The following is a 19,812-nucleotide window of genomic DNA, read 5'->3' as shown; positions in this document are numbered from 1 at the left end:
GTATGCTAAGTAAGTTATTATTTATAGTAGATGATAATTGTAACAATATTGATAAAAATTTAATAAAAAAAGCATATGATATGGCATATGCGGCACATAAGGAACAAAGAAGAAAGTCGGGTGAACCTTATATAATTCATCCTGTAGAAGTGGCTTGTATATTAGCAGAGCTAGGATTAGATACAGCAACAATAGCGGCAGGACTCTTACATGATATTATTGAGGATACTGAATACACATATAAGGATATTTCGGATATATTTGGTGATGAGATTGCTGATTTGGTTGAAGGTGTTACAAAATTAGGGGAGATTGAATTCAAGTCTAAAGAAGAACAGCAGGCTGATAATGTTAGAAAAATGCTTTTGGCAATGGCAAAGGATATTAGGGTTATTCTTATCAAATTAGCAGATAGATTGCATAATATGCGAACACTAAAATTTATGCCTGTTTTTAAACAGAAGGAGAAGGCAAGGGAGACTCTCGATATATATGCACCGCTTGCACACAGATTAGGTATATCAAAAATAAAGTGGGAACTCGAAGATTTGTCACTCAGATATTTAAATCCGAATCAGTACTATAGTTTGGTAAAAAAAATAGCAGAAAAGAGAGCTGAACGTGAAGAAAATATCAGTAAAATAGTAGATTCACTTCAAAAGAGCCTTGCTAGTTCGGGTATAAGTGCTGAAATTGAAGGAAGACCTAAACATTTCTATAGTATATATAACAAAATGGTAAAAAAGAATAAAACATTAGATCAAATATTTGATTTAACTGCAATAAGAATATTAGTTGATTCAATAAGCGATTGCTATGCTGCATTAGGAATAGTTCACACATTATATAAGCCTATGCCAGGAAGATTTAAGGATTATATTGCTATGCCTAAGCCTAATATGTATCAATCATTGCATTCAACTGTTATAGGACCACAGGGTAAACCTTTTGAAATACAAATTCGTACTTATGAAATGCATAGAACTGCCGAGTATGGTATTGCAGCTCATTGGAAGTACAAAGAAGGAAATATAAGTAGGGAAGATGATTTGGATTCTAAATTGTCTTGGCTTAGAGATGTGCTCGAGTGGCAGTATGAAACTTCCGATGCAGAAGAATTTATGGAAGCATTTAAAATTGACTTATTTTCTGACGAGGTGTTTGTGTTTACACCAAAAGGAAAAGTTATCAATTTACCATATAATTCTACGCCCATAGATTTTGCTTATAGGATTCATACAGATGTAGGGCATAGATGTGTTGGTGCAAAAGTAAATGGTAAAATGGTACCATTAGATTATAGGCTTAAGACGGGTCAAATTGTTGAGATAATTACTTCTCCAACATTTAAAGGACCAAGTATTGATTGGCTTTCTATTGTTAATAGCAATCATGCTAAGAGTAAGATAAAATCTTGGTTTAAAAAATTAAATAGAGAAGAAAATATTGTAAGAGGGAAAGAGCTATTAGAGAAAGAATCTAAGAAGTATGGTTATTATTTTAGCGAACTTGCAGAGAGTAAAGAGATGGAAAAGATTTTCAAGAAATATGCTTTTAAATCTATGGAAGACTTATATGCTGCAGTTGGTACTGGCATTGTATTAGCATCTAATATTGTGGTAAGATTAAAAGATGATTATATCAGTGATTATGAAAAAAACAATAATTTATTAAAACAAATTGAAAGTAAAGCTGTTTCTAATAATAAAGCTAGAAAAAAGTCGAATATATCCCATGCTGTTTCAGTAAAAGGTTCAAATAATATCATGGTAAGATTTGCAAAATGTTGTAATCCTGTACCTGGTGATGATATTATAGGATATATAACTAAGGGCAGAGGTGTTTCAGTGCATAGAAAGGATTGTAAAAATATTGCTCGACTCATGGAAACCGAAGGTGAAAAGATAATAGAGGTTAGTTGGGAAAATATAAAAGGTTCTGATTATGTTACTGAAATTCAAGTTAAGGCTGATGATAGAAATGGATTATTGACGGAAGTAATGAATACCATTATACAAAGTAAAGCAATTATTTGTTCTGTAAGTGCAAATACAGATAGAAATAATATAGCTTCAATAAATATTAAGTTAAAAATAAATGATGTGGCACATTTAAAAAGTGTTAGCAAGAAAATAAAGAAAATAAAGGGAGTAATTGATGTCTTTAGATTAAACAGTTAATTGAGGTGGTATTATGCGTGCAGTTGTTCAAAGAGTTAATGAATCAAAAGTATTAGTTGAAGGCAAAATAGTAGGTGAAATTAGAAAAGGTTTAAATGTTTTGATTGGTATTTCTAATGACGATACAGTTGATGATATTAAGTATATAAGAGATAAGATTTTGAATTTAAGAATATTTGAAGATGAAAATGGGAAGATGAATAAATCGCTTATAGATATAGGAGGCGAACTATTAGTTATTTCTCAATTTACGTTATATGGAGATTGTAGAAAGGGAAGAAGACCTAATTTTATGAGGGCATTATCAGGTGATAAGGCTGAAAAACTATATGATGAATTTGTTCATCAATGCAGAAGTGTAATAAAAAAAGTGGAAACAGGTGTTTTTGGAGCCGATATGCAGGTGTATATTGAGAATGATGGTCCTGTTACTTTGCTTTTAGAAAGCAATAAAGAATTTTGATATATATAACTAAAGGGAGAGATAGAATGTGGAAATAAAGAGAGTTGTTGCAGGAATTTATGGGGCGAATTGTTACATCATAATGGATAAAAAAACAAAAGAAGCTGTTGTTATTGATCCGGGTGGAGATGTAGATGATATAGAAAAAGCTATAAATAGTATTGATGCAAATGTAAAGTACATATTGTTAACTCATGGTCATCTTGATCATACATCGGGGGTAGCAGAGCTAAAGAAGATATTTAATGTTCCTGTTTGTATTAGCAAAAAGGATGATGAATTGATTGCTTGTGGTACTCAATTGTATGGACCCTTGTTAGAAGGAGAAGCCGATATTCATATTAAAGAGGGTGATGTATTTAGTGTTGGAGAAATAAGCATAAGATGTATCGAAACACCAGGACATACACCTGGTGGAATGAGTTTTATTATAGATGGCAAATCGGTTTTTACAGGAGATACATTATTTTATGGCTCTATTGGTAGAACTGATTTGGAAGGTGGAGATTTTGATATTTTAATAAATAGTATAACAAAAAAATTAATGAGTTTAGATGATAATATAATTGTGTATCCAGGACATGGACCGCAGAGTACAATTATGAATGAAAAGAATAATAATCCTTTTTTGAAGAATAAATAATTTATTGATTTTTAGTAAGGAGCAGTCATGATAAAAATTAATTTAAATGATATGCAGTACAGATATGATGTATACCATATAGTTAAGTTATTTTTTGATTTTAGTAGTATTGAATTTGTGGATGAAGAGTGTGATTATAAAGTTGATATTTATGATAATAGATTAAACATAGCAAGTGGTAATGATGTCAAAGAGTTTTTATTTGATGAAAGGTTTACAATAAAAGAGGAAGTCAAAAAGGCAGTATTTAAATATTTTTCTACCAGAACAAATAAGGAATTGCCATGGGGAACTTTGATTGGAATAAGGCCATCTAAGATAGCTATGAAAATGCTTGAGCAAGGTAAAAATTATGATGATATAATTAGGTATTTTAATGATGCTTATTTAACAAGAAGAGATAAGGCAAAATTATGCATAGAAGTTGCTGAAAACGAAAAGAAGTACTTAAATACGAATAGTAATATGGTAAGTATATACATAGGTATGCCTTTTTGTCCTACAAGATGCTTATATTGCTCATTTGCGTCTAATCCTATTCATAAGAGCAAGGAGCTTATAATACCATATTTGGAGACGCTTAAATATGAAATTACCCAAATTAGTCGATATATAGATAATAAAGGTTTAAAAATTCAATCGGTTTATTTTGGTGGAGGTACGCCTACCTCGGTAAATGATGAAAACTTTGAAGAAATAATGAAAACTATAAGTGAGTATTTTGTTTTAAATAGAGATATTCAAGAATTTACTGTAGAATGCGGTAGACCAGATAGCATTACAATAAACAAATTACAAACAATGAAGAGATATTCTGTTGATAGAATAAGTATTAATCCTCAAAGTATGAATGATGAAACACTGAGATTAATAGGCAGAAATCATAATTGTTATGATATAATAGAAAAATATGAAATGGCAAGGAGTTTAGGATTTGATAATATTAATATGGATATTATTGTTGGACTCCCAGGTGAAAAATTAAGTCATATAGAGAATACTTGTGAAAAAATATTAAAATTAAAACCCGACAGCTTAACTGTTCATGGATTGTCTATTAAGAGGGCATCAAGGCTTTATGAAAATATAATTAACAATTTGAGATATGAAATACCAAAACAACATGAATTGAACAAAATGTATGAAAGAACAGCTAGGCTTGCATATGAGTTGAGTATGAAACCTTATTATATGTATAGGCAAAAGAATATGGTTGGCAATATGGAGAATATAGGATATTCATTAGAGGGTAAAGAGTGTATATATAATATAGAAATGATAGAGGATAGACAAACCATAATAGCATTGGGGGCTGATTCTGTCTCTAAAGTTGTATATAATGACACTGGCAAGATAGACAGGTTTGGAAATGTCAAAGATGTAAAGGAATATTTAAAGAGAATTGATGAAATGATAAAGAATAAGTTGAAATTACTTGATAGTTTTGTAAGGGAGGAGTTATAGTGGCTATTAAAGCACCAAAAGGTACAAAAGACTTGTTACCACAAAATTCATATAAATGGCAATATTTAGAGGAAAAATTAAGAAAAATTGCTTCTACATATGGTTGTAGAGAAATAAGAACTCCAATGTTTGAGTCAACAGAACTCTTTAAGAGAGGGGTTGGAGAAACTACTGATGTAGTACAAAAAGAAATGTATACATTTGAAGATAAAGCAGGAAGAAGTATTACATTGAAACCAGAGGGAACTGCACCAGCAGCAAGAGCTTTTATTGAAAATAGCATGTATAATGATGTACAGCCAACAAAGTTATATTATTTTACTCCATGTTTTAGGTATGAGAATGTTCAGAAGGGAAGACTAAGGCAACATCATCAATTTGGAGTTGAGATATTTGGTTCGTATGATGCATCAGCTGATGTTGAGGTAATAAGTATTATAAAAAGAGTTTATGATGAATTAGGTATAGGAGGAGTATCTTTAAGAATTAATAATATAGGTTGTCCTGATTGCAGACCTAAGTACAATGAGGCTTTAAAGCAATATTTATCATCAAGATATGATGAACTTTGTCCAATATGTAAGACAAGATTTGAAAAGAATCCTCTTAGAATATTGGACTGTAAAAATAAAAATTGCAAGGAAATTGTAAAAGAAGCACCTACTATATTGGATTATGTATGTGATGATTGTGCAAACCATTTTGATATGCTTGAGAAGTATTTAAATGCTGTTGAAATTGAGTTTACTGTAGATACTCTTATTGTGAGGGGACTAGATTATTATACTAGAACAGTATTTGAATTTATCGATGGTAATGGAAGCACACTTTGTGGAGGGGGAAGATACAATAATCTTATAAAAGAAATTGGTGGACCTGATGTTCCAGCAGTTGGATTTGGCATGGGAATTGAGAGATTATTGATTGCATTAGATGAGCAAAATATAGAAATACCAAAAGAAAATTATATTGATTTGTTCATTGGCTCTATGGGAGAAAAAGGAAGATTATTTGCACTAGGGTTGGCTAATAAACTTAGATATAGAGGAATAAAATGTGAGTGTGATCACATGAATAAAAAAGTTAAAGGACAAATGAAATATGCAAATAAAATAGAAGCTAAATACTCTGTTATAATAGGTGAAAACGAAATTGAAAATAACAGTGCTATATTTAAAAAAATGGACAATGGAGAACAAATTGACATAAGTTTACATGATTTAGATAGAATATGTCATATTATAAATAAATAGAGTGTAAAAGGAGGAAATATTATATGGGAGAGTCACTAAATGGCCTAAAAAGAACCATAATGTGTGGAGAACCTAGAGAAAACAATGTTGGAAGTAATATAACAGTAATGGGATGGGTTCAGAGAAAAAGAAATTTAGGAGGCCTTGTTTTTATAGATCTAAGGGATAGAACAGGAATTCTTCAGGTTGTTTTTGGTGAAGAAATCAATAAAGAGGCTTTTGAAAAAGCTGATTTGGTTAAGCCTGAATATTGTTTAGCGATATCAGGTAAACTAGTTGAAAGACAGTCTATTAATCCTAAATTGCCTACTGGTAAGGTGGAATTGCTTGGAGAATCGATCAAAATATTGTCTGAATCTGAAACTCCACCAATATATATAAAAGAAAATTTAGATGCTGCTGAAAATGTAAGGTTAAAATATAGGTATTTAGATTTAAGAAGACCAGATATGCAGAAAAAGCTTATTATTAGACATAAAACTGCTAAAATTGTTAGGGATTTTTTAGATGAAAATGGATTCTTAGAAATTGAAACACCTATGCTTACAAAGAGTACTCCAGAAGGGGCAAGAGATTATTTGGTACCAAGTAGAAATTTTCCAGGGAAATTTTATGCTTTGCCTCAATCACCACAAATATTTAAGCAGTTATTAATGGTATCAGGTTATGATAGATATTTCCAAATAGTTAAATGTTTTAGAGATGAAGATTTAAGAGCAAATAGACAACCTGAATTTACTCAGATAGATATAGAAATGTCTTTTGTTGAAGAAGACGATGTTATTGCTATTAATGAAAGACTTATTAAAAGAGTTTTTAAGGAAATTTTGGATGTAGATGTTGAATTGCCAATTAAGAGAATGTCTTATTCTGAGGCGATGAATAAATATGGTTCAGATAAGCCTGATTTGAGATTTGGTATGGAGATAAAAGATTTATCAGATGTCGTTAAAGAGTGTGAATTTGGAGTATTTAAAAATGCTATTGCAGAAGGAGGTTCTGTAAGAGCAATTGTTGCAAAAGATTGTGCAGGTATGGGAAGAAAGAAAATAGATAAATTAGGTGAGTTTGTTAAGACATACAAGGCTAAAGGACTTGCATGGATTGCATATAAATCTGAAGATGAGATTAAGTCTCCAATATCTAAGTTCTTCTCAGAAGACGATATAAAAGCAATTTTGGATAAAGCTGAAGCAAAAGTAGGAGATTTAGTATTAATTATTGCAGATAAAAATAGAGTTGTTCTTCAAGCTTTAGGTGCTCTAAGACTTGAACTTGCAAAACAGCTTGAATTATTGAAAGACAATAAAGAGTTTAATTTTGTATGGATTACAGATTTCCCTCTTTTAGAGTATGATGAAGAAGAAGACAGATATGTAGCACAACATCATCCATTTACTATGCCTAAAGATGAAGACATTCAGTATTTGGAAACAGATCCGGGAAGAGTGAGAGCTAAAGCATATGATATTGTACTTAATGGTGAAGAATTAGGTGGTGGAAGTATTAGGATACATAATACTGAAATACAAGAGAAAATGTTTAAAGCACTTGGATTTACTCAAGAAAAAGCATGGGAGAGATTTGGTTTCTTGCTTGAAGCATTTAAATATGGACCACCTCCACATGGTGGTATAGCTTATGGGCTTGATAGATTGATAATGTTTTTATCAGGAACAGAGAATATTAAAGATGTTATTGCATTCCCTAAGAATCAGAATGCCTACTGTCCTATGTCTGAAGCACCTAATATAGTTGATTACAAACAATTAGAAGAATTAGGAATTGAAATCAGTAAACTTGATGAAAACTAAAAATAACAAAAATAAAAAGTACAGCTTTTAAGCTGTACTTTTTATTTTTCGTTATTTCTTAATTCTGCTAAACAAGCTTCACATATGTTTTTACCTTTATAATGTACAACATCTTTAGCATCTCCGCAGAATATACAAGAAGGATTGTATTTCTTTAAAATAATCTGTTCGCCATCTACGAATATTTCTAAAGAGTCTTTTATGTTAATGTCCAAAGTTCTTCTCAACTCTATTGGAATTACAATTCTTCCTAATTCATCAATTTTTCTCACTATACCTGTAGATTTCATTATGTTACCTCCTAAAACAAATTTCGACCTTATCTCTGTTATATGGTATCACTCTTACAAAAAAAAGTCAATATTTTTTCGGAAAAATAATATTTAGATTAAAAAAATCTATAATTAATAGAATTTTTTATCAAATATTTGGTCTATCTTGATCACTATCACCTTTAAAAAAAACATATTCATCATAGTTACCCTTATGTCCACATATAATTTCAATATTTTTTTGCTCGAAAGGTTCAAAGTAATTTGGTATTATAATGTTATTATCATGCTCTTTTTTTAAGAATCCGAGTGTTGTGAATATTTGCTCATCAATACCATAATTGTAGCAATCTATGTACTCGGCATTTTCTTTTTTGAGTATTTCTTGAAGTTGAGCAGAAATATTACCAACTTTATTTAGCCTGCCATATATGTCTATTATACGTATACAGCTTCTATCTAATATTGATATTTTTCTTGTAACTAACACAGACAACAACTTATTAAAACAGTAAATTCCATATAACTTATAGCTATAAACAGGATGATTTAAATATTTGTTTTTAATAAAAGCTGGTGATTTATATGGCTTATATAATTCTTTAATTGATTCAAGTTCACTAATGTTATATAGTTCGCGTATTGTTGTATTTGTGTTCCTATATGGTGTATGGGAAAGTGAACTGTTAAGAGGTATTTTAGCAATTTTATATTCACATAAAGATTCATTTAATAAATAGTAGTGGCTTAATTTACCCATTGTAAATCCATTTTGAGTAAAAGACTTAACAGAGTATTTGCTCATACCAATTCCAGCAGAAGAATTTAAATTTAGTTTATCTTCTACAAAAAAGAGCAAATCAATACCTCTTATTTTACCAAGAGTTTTTTCTTTTTTGATTTTCCAAATTGCATACCACAAATCATTATTTTTTAAATTTTTATCATACTGTTTAAAGGGTATAAAACCCAATATAGCATCGAATTCACCGTCATTTTTATTTTCAGCGACAACGAAATTAATTCTATTATTAATTCTATCTAAATGCTGCCATCTGAAAAGCTCTTTATTTTTAATGAAAATATGGTCTTCTTTCCAATTTTCTTTCAGAAAGTTTAATAGTTTTTCTTCTTCACTTATTTTGCAAAAACGTATTTCATACATAATCATTACCTCACTAGTATTTATAATTACATACTTCTTTCAATTTATTTATGTTATTTGGAGCGTATCTATCCTTAGGAAAATCATTTGTGTCGAATCTTGGCACTTCATGTTTATTACACACATTAAAGTCAGCAAAATTAACATCACTTGTAAAAGCTAGTTTACAATTTTTATTTTTAAGTATTTCAATTGTGTTTTTATTGTGTCCACTATATGGATAACACATAGTCCAATTTGTTAAATCAATGCCAATGTCTTTTAAGAATTTCAAACTCATATCTACTTGCTTTTCTTGTTCATGAAAGCTTAAGCTATTAAGCCAACAATGATCATAGCTGTGAGAGCCAATATGCATACCATGTCTATACATGCATTTGATTTGACTTGAGTTTACATACAGTTCTTTTGAAAAACTTTTTTCATCCATTCCTATATATTTTTCAAAAAGATAGTTTAATATTTTTTTTCTCAAGTTTTCTTGAAGTTCAACTTGGAGTAATCGCTTTATAAATATTATTTCTTTAGAATCATATCTATTGGCAATAGCTAATTTTTTAAAATATTCTTCATTTGATTTTAAGTTGTAATCTTTTCTGTAAAAATCAAGTTGCTCAAAAATATCATTAACAAGTTTTGATTTATCATCTTCAGAAGCTAGTATGAAATGTATTTTGTTCACATCAAGTACTTTATTTTCGAGTATAGCCTTTGCTGGTATAAAAAAACTACCTTTTAATTTCATTTCATCTAATATTGGAAATACATATTTATAATGATCAGTATATCCATCATCAAATGTTAAAAGCATAGAATTATTGGGGATTTTTGATCCATTTTCAATAGCATCAATAGCTTCTTCCATTGAAATTATAGTATAATATTTTTTTAGATAATTTAATTGTTCAACAAAAAGTTTTATATCAAGTCCTTTTAATTCTGGAAATCTAGAATGTTTTATTTCTCTTACATAATGATACATTACGCAAGTTATTTTTGGAAAATATCTCATTGTAATCTCCTTTCAATTTGAAAATCATTTCTTAAGTGAATATGTATATAATTATAGCATATAATAGGAATATAGGAATATAGGAGTATGTTGTCCTGCTGTATTTGTATATTAAGTTATGTTGAATCAACATAAATGAATTGGGAATCCAGCTCTTCTTGTGGAATGATACTTATTTTGATTATAAGAACATGAAATGAGAAGGAGATACCCACTTAATGGGTTTGGATTTAGACAATAACTTATTTACGGTACAGCGGGGTTAATTATTTTTATTTTCAATTTGTGGTTTAGATTCTTATGATGAATATTAATATAAAATATATGTATACAATGTATTGTGCATATAACGAATTGAAGTTTGTGTTGAAAGTTTTTAGTTATAATGATATAATCTATTCGTTATTTGTAAAGTAAATTAATATTTTACTAATTATTTAGTGATAATTTTCATAGTAGGAGTTGGTATTCGTGGAAGAAAAAAAAGATATGAAAGAAGAAAAAAAAGATGTGAAATTGGAAGAAAATGAAAAGATAGATTATAATACACTTGGTTTGGATGATAATTTACAAAAGAGTATTCTAGTTAGGCTTAGAAGAATTGAAGGACAAGTAAAAGGTATTGAAAAAATGGTATCTTCTGAGGCGTGCTGTAAGGATATTTTGGTTCAGGTGGCAGCTGTTCGTTCAGCTTTAAATAAGGTTGGAGGATTATTGCTAGAGAATTATTCTCGAAATTGTTTATTATCAGGCGATGATAAAATCACTGATGAAAAGCTTCAACAGTTGGTTTCAACGTTTTTAATGTTTTTGAAATAATATTGTTTCTATAATTTTATGCCAAAAGACTCAAGAGATCTTTCTATATTTTGAGAAGATATTGGGGTCTTTTTTTAATAATAATTATTGGGAAATTAAGAGTGAAATATATAGAAAATAAAATACCATAAATTACATGTGATATTATTGATGATTTTATCTAAAGTTTATAGAAATTATCACGTTTACTAATATGTAATATATAATTATGTTTTGGAGTGATGACAATGAGGAAAAAGATATATTTTTTAATGTATGTGTTTATTATTTTGATGATTCCAATATGTGTACAAGCTAAAGAAATGAAAGCATCAAATAGAGTAAGTATAAATAAGATTTGGACTATAAAATTTAGCAAACAAATTGATAAAAGTACAGTTAATGATAAAAATATATATGTGATTGATAGCAATAAGAATAGAGTAGATATTGACTTAGAAATATTGAATGATGGTAAGTGGATCACGGTATCACCAAAATATAGTTACAAATCAAATGAAACTTATACATTATTTGTTTCCAATAGAATAAAAGATATAAATGGTAATCATATGAAAGATAGTACTGCTATGGTATTTACAACTTCTGATAAGACTAATGATAAAATAGTTTTAGCATGGAATTATGTTTATAATAAAGAAAAAAATAAAAGTTTTTATGATTCCAAAGATGATGTAGTAATGAATAGTTCAGATTACTCGGGTATAAGTGTAATTAGTCCTATATGGTTTAAACTTAAATGGAGGGATGGCAATGTTATTGGTATTACAGAAAAAATGGATGAAACTTATTTAAAAATTGCTAGAATGAATGGATACGAAATATGGCCCTGTTTTCAAGGAATGTACAAAAGTTCCATAGCTAATTCGCTAGATGATTATGCAGATAAGATGGACAAGTTCTTTCAGAACGAAGATGTAGAAAACTTAGTTATTGACCAATTGATTGCTTATATAGACAAATACAATTTTAAAGGTATCAATGTCGATTTTGAGGCATTAGGTAAGAAAAATAGAGAAAACTATAGCCAATTTGTAAAAAAATTAACTGATAAACTCCGAAGCAGAGGAGTTATTACTTCTGTTGATGTTAATGAACCGGTTCTTCATTCAGCGTATTCTGAATGTTATGATAGGGCTGCATTAGCTGATTATGCTGATTATATTATGTTTATGGCATATGATGAACATTGGGTAGGAGATAAAAATCCAGGTTCGGTTGGTTCATATCCATGGGTTGAAAAAGGCATAAACAAAATATTGAATTTAGGGGTTCCGAACGAAAAATTAATACTAGGGGTACCATTTTATATGCGAGAATTTCAAGAAGTTGAAGCTTCACCCAAAGTTGAGTCTGTAGTAGTAACCAAACGAATTATTGGTAATGTTAGAACAATGCTTTATTCAGAGCCGAGTCAAAGTAGCAAGAATATTAAATCATGTGCATATGGCGACTTGTTTAGTGTTATATCTTTTGATGGAGAATGGTATAAAGTTATGTATAATAATGAAACTGCATATATTAAAAAAGAAGCAGTTGCTCTTGTTAAAGGAAATGAATCAAAAAAAATAGCTGTAGGATGTCATACTAAAACTATGAATGATATCAAAAAAATACTTAGTGATGAATCTAAAAGACCTTATATATATTATGATAAAGTCTCGAAGCAAAATGTTTTAGTTTATTATGACTATGATAGTAGTAGAACTTCTCTGTTAAAACATGAAATATGGCTTGAAGATAAGGAATCTATGAAGTGGAGAATTGATTTGGCTAATAAATATGATTTAAAAGGTGTTGCAGCATGGAATATAGGATACTCAAGCTATGAGTTACTTCAGGTATTAAGAAATTATAATAACAATTAGAGAGCAGTGTTCCTGTTCTCTAATTGTTTTAACAGATAATTTTTTCTATACCCTTTATTTTATACAATTCGTATTCAAGTATTTTTATGTCGAAATCTTTTGGTAATTTTAATGCTAATCTTATCATTATTTTCCCAGAATCATTACTTTTTGTGTTAGAAAGCTTTAATTCTTTTATTGAAATATTGTATTCAGAAAATAGCAGTCCTAATTCGCCAACAAGACCTTTTCTATCTATGCATTGAATATTTACTTTTTTTAAATTGTTTCTAAACATTTTCTTTTCAATAAATCCAAGAGAAAACAGAGAAAACAATACTATACCGGTTGCAAAACAAGCTCCGAAATAAAAACCATTACCAATAGCAAGTCCAATTCCACCACTAACCCATATGCTTGCAGCTGTTGTAAGACCGCTAATGTCACTGCCGTTTCTTATTATTGTACCAGCACCTAAGAATCCTATACCGCTTATTACTTGTGCTGCAAGTCTTGAAGGATCGCCATATGTAAAGCCATACATAGATATAAGCATTACTAAAGTAGAACCTACTGTGACTAATATATGAGTTCTTAGACCGGCGGGTCTATTGTTTATTTCCCTTTCAATTCCTATTAAACCACCAAGAATACAAGATAACAATAGCCTAATAATTATTGTAAAATAAAAATTCATAAAAATTCCCCCAATGATTGTATTATTGTGGAGATAAACTATTTATTATTATGATATAATATAAACATATAGAAGTAAAGTGAACTCTTTTTGCTGAAACAAAATATAGAGACTTCAGGTGGATATTTTATTCCACCTGAAGCAAAAAACTTCAATCTCCTACTTATAGAAGGGAGAGTTTTGTAGAATTGATAAAAATCGTATTATGTTAAATGAAGAATATAAAGGGATATAGTAACTAGTGAAAATTAGGATTTTAGAAGCTTAAGGGGTTGTCGCATTAAGGAATTTACATACAATATATTGTTTTGCGAATTTTATATTAGCACAATATATTGTAGTATTTACTCTTAGTGCGACAGCCCCTTATAAAGTTGATAAATTATTGACCATTCGCAATTAATATGTTTTTTTGACTTACACTATCAATTTGATTTGTTTTATGGCTTGTACTATTATAAAAATACATACAGAAATGACCATTTACTCCATTGTCATAAATATCTGTAGTAGAATGAGGCATACCTATTAGGCTTACAGCTAATTGATAATTTTTATTGCCTTGGTTAAAATATAATACCATAGGTCTTTTATATTCCCATGACCAAACAGGGAATATTTTTTTCATTTGATACGTGTCTGACTTGGTCAGAGGTACTATATCAGCATGATGTGAACCACCATAGTATTTTATATTAAAACAAATTCCTGTTTTTAGATCTTTTAGGGTACCTTTTGTTCCAACTGTAAATAGTCTTCTGCCATTATCCCAATCATATATATCGCCGTAGTTATCATTTAATCTTCTTTTAATCATCGTTATTCCAACTGGAGTTACTATTTTAGTTGAATTAACAGGAATGGTTAGTACTTGACCGGGCATTAAGTTATCAGCATTTAAGAAATTACTCTTTTTTATAGTATCTATTGAGGTGTTAAATTTTTTAGATACTGACCATATAGTGTCACCTGAAACAACTCTATAGTTGACAGTTTTAACTGAAATATTTTCAGAAATTGAAGAAGAGTTTTTTGGAATATTCAGAACTTGTCCGATAAATATCATATCATTTGACAGATTATTTGCATTTTTTATTTTATCAATTGTTGTTGAATACTTTATTGATAATTTCCAAAGAGTATCTCCTTTTACAACTGTATGTTTGATATAATGATGATTTGTAGGACTATCAATAAGCAAAGTTTGTCCAACATAAATATATTTATTTACATCAAGTGAATTTAGTGAAGCTATTTTATAAATTGATGTATTGAATTTTTGTGAGATCTTCCAAAGGGAGTCTCCACTTTGAACTGTGTATTTGATTGTATCTGCATTTACTAAATGTGGAAATGAACACAACATCAGTGCTGTAATCATTGTTGCAATTTTCTTTGATTTCATAGTATCCCTCCATATACGAGTATATCTATATTATTAATGATTTTAAGTATTAAATAAATAGTGGATTGATGGGTATGAAGGAATTATTATGAATTATATTTAATATGGTAGTTGCAATGTTTGGGTTATAAGAAATTTGTATGAAGAAATTATTATTAAATGTATTTTCATAATATGAGAAAGGATGATGAGGTTACATACTGTAACCCCATCAATTAGATTAAGAGAGATTCTTTTTTCTAGGCATGTTTTTATGGTTTTTCCTTACTTCTCTTGTGATTGGTGTATCTCCATTACTTTTTTTTATTCTTGAAATTTTATTGTCAGGTTGACTGTCTTTAGGCATAAAATCATCTCCAAATATAATGTATTACACGATTATTATTTGCCGATAGAATTTAATATATACAAAATATGCATCTACATATTTTGATAAATAACAAACTATATTATAGATAACATCAGTAAACTTGTTTTGCTAAAAAAACGTTGTAAAACCTTAATAATTGAATTATATTTTTGTTTTATTATATAATAATTGATAAGATAATTTCAAAAGATAAGTATGAGGAAATATTATTATGAAAATATTAGGAGATGACAAATATATGAATAAACACTTAAATATATTTAAAGAATTTGATAAGCACTTATTAAATGACGAAAAGCCATCAAAATACTTCAATGAAATAAAGAAAACAGGGATTTTTTATAATGTATATCCCTTTACTTTTTTAGGAGACTTAATAGGTGTCCCTCAATCGCTTCAGCATCATCCAGAAGGAGATGTTTGGAATCATACAATGCTAGTTGTTGATTATGCTGCTAAAAAGAAACAAATTAGCAAAGAACCTAGAACATTAATGTGGGCTGCATTGCTTCATGATTTAGGAAAAGCACGTACCACAAGATTGAGAAAAGGAAAAATCACATCATACAATCATGATAAGGTTGGTAAAGAATTAGTGTTAAATTTTTTAGAGTATTTTGATGAAGATAAAAATTTCATAAAAAAGGTTTCTGCACTAGTCAGATGGCATATGCAGTCGCTTTTTGTTGTAAAAAATATGCCATATGCAGAAATAGAAAATATGCTAAAAGATGTAGAACCTAGAGAGATTGCGTTGCTTACTGAATGCGATAGATTGGGTAGAGGAGGACTAACAGAAGAAAAAATAAATTCTGAGAAAAAAAGTATAGATTTGTTTTTATATAAAATTACAAAACGCTAAATTTAAACAATTTCAACACGGTTGGTGAAAAAAGAGATTTCAGATGGAGTAGAATTTTCATCTGAAATCTTGATACTTTGCTTTAGTAAAACGAGTTTAATTTCCGACAATCTTATTTTGGTATATAGACAGTCACTGTTTTAAACCAAAATCTTCATTGAGTGTTTTTACATTCACAACAAAATCCTTTCCAGTTTGAAGATTTTCGACTTTGACAGTATCGCTCTTATTATCAACTTCTTTTATATGCACCGGTGTATTTTTATAATATACAGTTTCTTTTTTCTTAGAATCTATAATTTGTTGTGCTCTTTTAGAATCCATATTTATCTCCTCACGTTTCAAAGTTGTTTACACGATTATTTTTTACGTATATAATTCATATTATACATGTTTTTTAATGTAAATATACTTTAATGTTAATTAAAGGACATGTATACTCATTATAGAATATATTTTCTTAAGGGCATTTATCGATTTTACAAAACTCCTACTTCTATAAGGCATTTGAAAGAAAATAACAAGTCAAAGATGCGACGTATATTTTGTGAAATACAAAGAGTTGGGTTCCGCTGATAGTAGGTCCTATCAACGGGTTCCGACGATGAAGTAGTTCGCAAAATAGACTAGCATACTGACTAGTTATTTTTTTGAAAATGCCTAAGTGGGAGATTGAAGCTTTTGCTTTAGGTGGAGTAGAGTCTCCACGTGAAGTCCCGATGTTTTGCTTTAGCAAAACGAGTTCGTTTAAGAGTTATGAGAGGAGTGATATTATTGAATACTATAGATATAATAATTATTTCTATTGTAGTTATTGGAGCATTATTTGGATTGATTAGAGGGTTTATGCTATCCTTGTTTAGCTTTGCTAGTTATATTGTGGCGGTGGTTTGTATTAAAATGTATTCAGGAAGACTAGCAAATTTTTTTGCGGCTAATACAACTATATTAAATAGAGTTACAGACTTTGTGGCAGGAAAATTGAGTTCAATGGCTGTGCCGTCTTCGAGTATTCCTGCTTCGAATACTGTGTTCCCAACAAGTAATAAAAATATGGGTATATTTTCTTTTGTAGAGGATACTATTAAGAGTGGTTTAACATCAGGTGAACATACGATTGCTGAATTTTTAGTACACATTATACTTATAACAATAAGCGCTATATTGATTTTTGTTGCTGTTAAAACTGTATTTGCTTTAATAGGCTTGTTGATTAATAGTTTGCTGAAAAAGAGTTCAATACTCAATGCTATGAATAGGATATTAGGAATGCTTTTGGGAATAGTGACATCAACAATTATTATTGCTTTTATAATAATGATTGTTACGCCATTTGTATTTATGACACCAGATTCGTATATAGCACAAATGTTTAATAAGTCTATAATTTTAGTTTATATATACAAAAGTGGAATGATTTCAAATATATTAAATGGAATATTGCTTAAATAATAAGAACATGTCTTTTGGCATGTTCTTATTTAAAAAGTTGATATGTCTATTTTAAAGGTTGATATGTCTATTTTAAAGGTTGATATGTCTATTAAAATAACCTTCATATATGTTTAATTTTCTTTCGTACTCTTCATTCATAAGAGGAGAAGATATTATAAAATCTGCTGTTGCTTTGTTTGTCGCCACTGGTATATTATATAGTGCAGCAATCCTAAGCAGAGCTTTTACATCGGGGTCATGAGGTTGAGATTCTAATGGATCCCAAAAGAATATCAAACAATCTATTTCGCAATCAACGATTTTTGCACCTAATTGCTGATCTCCTCCCAAAGGTCCGCTTTTATATTTTGTTATAATAAGATTTGTTTTATCAGCAATAATTGAGCCTGTTGTTCCGGTAGCACATAGTCTGTGATTTGTTAATTTCTCAGAATTATTCATTACCCATTCTAAAAGTTCTTTTTTCATATTATCATGAGCAACTAAAGCTATAGTTTTTCTTTTATCCATTGTCTGTTTTTTATTTATCACAATGTTCACCTCTTTTTAAGTCTAAATAGATTATATACATTTTGCTTTATATACACTATATTCTATCAGAAAGTAATTTATCCTTCAATTTAGTAAATTTTTTTATTATATTTTTATTTATGCTAGATTGAGGATTTTTGTGTATTCAACAATTTTTATATTCTCAATGTTTAAAAATCATCAAAATAACTACAATATTTCGACTATTTGCGCAAATGCTTTTTTTATTTAATATTATTTCATATACAAATATTTTGATTCATATATTAAAATACCAATATAATACAAATATAGAACATAAACAATATTATTAATTGTTTTTGCCATATAAAAAGAATTTCATATATTGTTTATTTTAAATAAAATTATTTAGAAATTTAAACATCATATTAAATATAAACAGTAAATACGGGTGATATAGTGGAGCTTGGGTGGGTTAAACGACAAAAAAATACAAATATCGTCGATGAAATGTAAAAACTGTAATATGAATAAAGTTGACAAATCGTAATGCGTGTGATAACATTATTTTTGAATTTATGGAATTTCAAATTTGTTCAGAATTGATTGAAAATTTAATAATTTGAAATTCTACAATTCGATTTTTTTATTACGTATATTTAGAGTGGGGGGAATGAAATGACAGTTTACATTTTAAAGAGACTTGTAGCAAGTATTGTTACATTGTTTATCGTAGTGACGGCGACGTTTTTTTTGATGCATCAAATGCCAGGTGGACCATTTGATAGCGATAAACCTCTTCCGCCAAAGATTAAGGCAAACATGGAAAAAAAATATGGCTTGGATAAACCTATTGGTCAGCAGTATGCTTTGTATATGAAAGGCATTTTACATGGAGACTTAGGTGATTCAATGAAGTATGAGGGCATGACTGTAAATTATGTTATTGGGTATTCATTTAAGGCATCAGCAAAACTTGGAGCCGCATGTGTAGTATTTGCTCTTTTATTTGGATTGTTTTTGGGCATAAATGCTGCATTAAATCAAGGTAAATGGCCCGATGGAGTTAATATGGTTTTATCAACTATAGGAGTTGTAGTACCAAGTTTTGTTTTAGCTACTTTTTTGATATATGTTTTTGCGGTTAAGCTTCACATATTCAATGCTATTGGATTTAGTAGTCCTAAAGATTATGTGTTGCCAGTTATTTCTCTAGCAGGTTTTCCTCTTGCAACGATTGCAAGGCTTTCTAGGTCTTCAATGCTTGATGTGATTAGGCAAGATTATATAAGAACTGCTAAAGCGAAAGGTCTTTCTAGAAATATGATCATATATAAACATGCATTGAGAAACGCACTAATACCAGTTGTAACATATCTTGGACCGTTGATTGCGGCAATATTAACAGGTAGTTTTATTGTGGAGTCTCTATTTGGTATTCCCGGTTTAGGTAGAGAATTTGTAACAAGTATTAGCAATAGAGATTTTCCTACTATTTTGGGCGTTACAGTATTTTACAGTGCATTTTTGGTTCTTTGCAATCTTATAGTGGATATATTATATGTTTATATTGATCCGAGAATTAAGCTTGAGGGTTAG

General features: G+C 29.3%; 19 protein-coding genes and 1 other RNA gene. 12 read left to right on the top strand and 8 right to left on the bottom strand.

What is annotated here, in order from left to right; all coding sequences use genetic code 11:
* Positions 1-2 precede the first annotated feature (2 nt).
* From CLTEP_RS02000 to aspS, 6 genes are read left to right on the top strand one after another with little or no spacing between them, the layout of a single operon-like run.
* The gene (locus CLTEP_RS02000; protein ID WP_066821775.1) at positions 3-2,180 is read left to right on the top strand and encodes a RelA/SpoT family protein; all 2,178 of its coding nucleotides are present in this window, start codon (positions 3-5) and stop codon (positions 2,178-2,180) included.
* A 13-nt stretch (positions 2,181-2,193) separates the two neighbouring features.
* Positions 2,194-2,643, top strand: a complete 450-nt coding sequence (gene dtd / locus CLTEP_RS01995) for a D-aminoacyl-tRNA deacylase (RefSeq protein ID WP_066821772.1) — start codon at positions 2,194-2,196, stop codon at positions 2,641-2,643.
* 28 nt (positions 2,644-2,671) lie between these two features.
* On the top strand, positions 2,672-3,286 hold the full coding sequence (locus tag CLTEP_RS01990) for an MBL fold metallo-hydrolase (protein WP_066821770.1): 615 nt from the start codon (positions 2,672-2,674) through the stop codon (positions 3,284-3,286).
* A 27-nt stretch (positions 3,287-3,313) separates the two neighbouring features.
* The gene (locus tag CLTEP_RS01985; RefSeq protein ID WP_066821768.1) at positions 3,314-4,750 is read left to right on the top strand and encodes a coproporphyrinogen III oxidase; all 1,437 of its coding nucleotides are present in this window, start codon (positions 3,314-3,316) and stop codon (positions 4,748-4,750) included.
* Positions 4,750-6,003: a histidine--tRNA ligase gene (gene hisS / locus CLTEP_RS01980; protein ID WP_066821765.1), complete on the top strand. Its 1,254-nt coding sequence runs from the start codon at positions 4,750-4,752 to the stop codon at positions 6,001-6,003. Before CLTEP_RS01985 ends, hisS begins: the two co-directional genes overlap by 1 nt.
* A 23-nt stretch (positions 6,004-6,026) precedes the next feature.
* On the top strand, positions 6,027-7,817 hold the full coding sequence (gene aspS, locus CLTEP_RS01975) for an aspartate--tRNA ligase (protein ID WP_066821762.1): 1,791 nt from the start codon (positions 6,027-6,029) through the stop codon (positions 7,815-7,817).
* Positions 7,818-7,858: 41 nt separating this feature from the next.
* Here the strand turns inward: aspS and CLTEP_RS01970 are convergent, their stop codons facing one another.
* The 3 genes from CLTEP_RS01970 to CLTEP_RS01960 all read right to left on the bottom strand — a co-directional run bounded on the left by CLTEP_RS01970 (position 7,859) and on the right by CLTEP_RS01960 (position 10,266).
* A complete protein-coding gene (locus tag CLTEP_RS01970) occupies positions 7,859-8,107 on the bottom strand; it encodes an AbrB/MazE/SpoVT family DNA-binding domain-containing protein (RefSeq protein ID WP_066821759.1) in 249 nt (82 codons plus the stop codon).
* A 130-nt stretch (positions 8,108-8,237) separates the two neighbouring features.
* Positions 8,238-9,254: a hypothetical protein gene (locus tag CLTEP_RS01965; RefSeq protein WP_084364526.1), complete on the bottom strand. Its 1,017-nt coding sequence runs from the start codon at positions 9,252-9,254 to the stop codon at positions 8,238-8,240.
* Between the two features lie 13 nt (positions 9,255-9,267).
* The gene (locus CLTEP_RS01960) at positions 9,268-10,266 is read right to left on the bottom strand and encodes a polysaccharide deacetylase family protein (RefSeq protein ID WP_066821752.1); all 999 of its coding nucleotides are present in this window, start codon (positions 10,264-10,266) and stop codon (positions 9,268-9,270) included.
* Positions 10,267-10,355: 89 nt separating this feature from the next.
* Between CLTEP_RS01960 and ssrS the strand changes: the two genes are divergently transcribed.
* From ssrS to CLTEP_RS01945, 3 genes are all read left to right on the top strand, one after another.
* Positions 10,356-10,533, top strand: a non-coding RNA gene (gene ssrS, locus CLTEP_RS01955) — 6S RNA.
* Positions 10,534-10,821: 288 nt separating this feature from the next.
* Positions 10,822-11,085, top strand: a complete 264-nt coding sequence (locus tag CLTEP_RS01950; protein ID WP_066821918.1) for a metal-sensitive transcriptional regulator — start codon at positions 10,822-10,824, stop codon at positions 11,083-11,085.
* A gap of 227 nt (positions 11,086-11,312) precedes the next feature.
* Positions 11,313-12,953, top strand: a complete 1,641-nt coding sequence (locus tag CLTEP_RS01945) for a glycosyl hydrolase family 18 protein (protein ID WP_066821749.1) — start codon at positions 11,313-11,315, stop codon at positions 12,951-12,953.
* 28 nt (positions 12,954-12,981) lie between these two features.
* Here the strand turns inward: CLTEP_RS01945 and CLTEP_RS01940 are convergent, their stop codons facing one another.
* The 3 genes from CLTEP_RS01940 to CLTEP_RS15430 form a co-directional block, all read right to left on the bottom strand.
* A complete protein-coding gene (locus CLTEP_RS01940) occupies positions 12,982-13,629 on the bottom strand; it encodes an MgtC/SapB family protein (protein WP_066821746.1) in 648 nt (215 codons plus the stop codon).
* Positions 13,630-14,011: 382 nt separating this feature from the next.
* Entirely contained in the window at positions 14,012-15,034 is a 1,023-nt protein-coding gene (locus tag CLTEP_RS01935; RefSeq protein ID WP_066821743.1) for a LysM peptidoglycan-binding domain-containing protein, read from the bottom strand.
* A gap of 220 nt (positions 15,035-15,254) precedes the next feature.
* The gene (locus CLTEP_RS15430) at positions 15,255-15,380 is read right to left on the bottom strand and encodes a hypothetical protein (protein ID WP_278319505.1); all 126 of its coding nucleotides are present in this window, start codon (positions 15,378-15,380) and stop codon (positions 15,255-15,257) included.
* 235 nt (positions 15,381-15,615) lie between these two features.
* Between CLTEP_RS15430 and CLTEP_RS01930 the strand changes: the two genes are divergently transcribed.
* Complete coding sequence (locus CLTEP_RS01930) at positions 15,616-16,266, top strand: HD domain-containing protein (protein ID WP_242863846.1); 651 nt, start codon at positions 15,616-15,618, stop codon at positions 16,264-16,266.
* A 132-nt stretch (positions 16,267-16,398) separates the two neighbouring features.
* Here CLTEP_RS01930 and CLTEP_RS01925 read toward each other — a convergent pair whose 3' ends face one another.
* A complete protein-coding gene (locus CLTEP_RS01925) occupies positions 16,399-16,590 on the bottom strand; it encodes an H-type small acid-soluble spore protein (protein WP_066821740.1) in 192 nt (63 codons plus the stop codon).
* Positions 16,591-17,040: 450 nt separating this feature from the next.
* On the opposite strand from CLTEP_RS01925, the gene CLTEP_RS01920 reads away from it, so the two are divergent.
* Complete coding sequence (locus CLTEP_RS01920) at positions 17,041-17,718, top strand: CvpA family protein (protein ID WP_066821737.1); 678 nt, start codon at positions 17,041-17,043, stop codon at positions 17,716-17,718.
* Positions 17,719-17,790: 72 nt separating this feature from the next.
* On the opposite strand, the gene CLTEP_RS01915 is transcribed toward CLTEP_RS01920, so the two are convergent.
* Complete coding sequence (locus CLTEP_RS01915; RefSeq protein WP_066821913.1) at positions 17,791-18,231, bottom strand: methylglyoxal synthase; 441 nt, start codon at positions 18,229-18,231, stop codon at positions 17,791-17,793.
* 660 nt (positions 18,232-18,891) lie between these two features.
* Between CLTEP_RS01915 and CLTEP_RS01910 the strand changes: the two genes are divergently transcribed.
* Positions 18,892-19,812 (top strand): ABC transporter permease, encoded by a 921-nt coding sequence (locus CLTEP_RS01910; RefSeq protein ID WP_066821734.1) that lies wholly within the window; start codon positions 18,892-18,894, stop codon positions 19,810-19,812.

The organism is Clostridium tepidiprofundi DSM 19306 (assembly GCF_001594005.1).
Lineage (GTDB): Bacteria > Bacillota > Clostridia > Clostridiales > Clostridiaceae > Clostridium_AC > Clostridium_AC tepidiprofundi.
This window is presented reverse-complemented; position numbering and strand designations above follow the sequence as displayed.